We start from the raw sequence: 1,209 nt of genomic DNA, 5'->3' as shown, positions 1-1,209 counted from the left end.
CGTACCTGAAAGGGCGTAAGGATATTGTTGCAGACCGTGGCGTAGGTGGCGGCCACAATTTTTCCCTGGTGGGTGATCAGCCGCTGCTGGTCTACCTGTGGGGGCTGTATATGGCCACACTGATTCTATGCCCGCTGTTGTTCGGTTCCCACTTTGGCTGGTGGAGCGTAGATTTTACCCTGACGTCATTACTGTTCCCGTTGAGCTTCTGCTTTCTTAATCCGGTTTCGGAGTTATTGATATGAGCACACCCTATGCATGAAAGTTCTCTAGGCAGGCATAGGCAGTGTGCTCAGCCCTGAAGAATCCAAGAATCTTTTGCCGCTGCCTCTGCAGTGACTTTAGCCCTGAGCTAACCGCCCCCAAAAACTGTTCCCTGGTTTTCAACGCCATTCGCCCAATATGGCCAGACTTCAGAACACTCCAGACAAGCTCAACCGGGTTCAGCTCCGGAGAATAAGGCGGCAAAAGATGAATCTCCAGAAGCCGCGTTTCTCCTGCAAGGTATTTCATGACCTTTTTGGCCTTATGCGCTGAGTGTCCGTCAGTCACAATCATCACCGGGCAGTCATGAGAGTTGACGATCTGCTTCAGGAATTTGATAAATACATCCGCATTGAAACGGCCAATGATTGTCATATAGCGCATCTGGCCTGTACCGCTAACGGCAGCAATCATATTAATGCCAAAACGCGCTCCGGTTTTGGTGACCGTCGGGGTTATGCCTCGTCGACTCCAGGTTGTACCACTGTGATAATCCGAGCGTATGCTGGCTTCATCGATAAAGTAGATAATGGCACCACTCTCTTCAGTCAGCTTGCGCAGTGCGGGATAACGAGTATCCAGATACTCTCGCACTTTTTTTTTCATCCTGCTGCCAGGCCTTTCGTACAGGGCGCTGGGGAGTCAGGCCAATTCTTCTGAGCATTTTGCTGACAGCTGCGGGATGCATGGTGATATCGAACTCGGTCTTGATCACTGCAGCCACAATATCTCTGGTCCAAAGGGCTTTATAAAAACCGTAAGCGGTTGGCTCGTTGGTGAGAATAATTTTAACCAGAGAGTCTTGTTGTTCAGGTGTAATACCAATCGCATTTTCTAAATCCTTAAGCTGCCGCCAACTATGCTTAGGCATCATTACCATGCATTATCTAGAACAGATGTCTCGTCGACCACAGCTACCCGAAGGTTTTAATGATGTTGATTTTC

The 1,209-nt window shown here is 49.1% G+C and carries 3 protein-coding genes; 1 reads left to right on the top strand and 2 read right to left on the bottom strand.

From position 1 onward, the window contains the following. Window positions 1-245, top strand: a 245-nt coding sequence (locus tag AK963_RS34035) for a hypothetical protein (protein ID WP_175404732.1), incomplete at its 5' end; no start/stop codon positions are given. Between the two features lie 7 nt (window positions 246-252). Here the strand turns inward: AK963_RS34035 and AK963_RS29270 are convergent. Then, window positions 253-870, bottom strand: coding sequence for an IS630 family transposase (locus tag AK963_RS29270; RefSeq protein WP_083232952.1), 618 nt, complete (start codon window positions 868-870; stop codon window positions 253-255). Next, window positions 809-1,138: a helix-turn-helix domain-containing protein gene (locus AK963_RS29265; protein ID WP_175404731.1), complete on the bottom strand. Its 330-nt coding sequence runs from the start codon at window positions 1,136-1,138 to the stop codon at window positions 809-811. Before AK963_RS29265 ends, AK963_RS29270 begins: the two co-directional genes overlap by 62 nt. Window positions 1,139-1,209 lie beyond the last annotated feature (71 nt).

Origin of the sequence: Endozoicomonas atrinae (genome assembly GCF_001647025.1) — a bacterium.
Lineage (GTDB): Bacteria > Pseudomonadota > Gammaproteobacteria > Pseudomonadales > Endozoicomonadaceae > Endozoicomonas > Endozoicomonas atrinae.
The sequence above is the reverse complement of the archived record's forward strand: the minus strand, read 5'-3'. Positions and strand labels throughout refer to the sequence as shown.

Excerpts from the sequence above, each read along its gene's own strand:
- AK963_RS29265 (WP_175404731.1), bottom strand. The coding sequence starts at position 1,138 with ATGATGCCTAAGCATAGTTGGCGGCAGCTTAAGGATTTAGAAAATGCG.
- AK963_RS29270 (WP_083232952.1), bottom strand. The coding sequence starts at position 870 with ATGAAAAAAAAAGTGCGAGAGTATCTGGATACTCGTTATCCCGCACTG.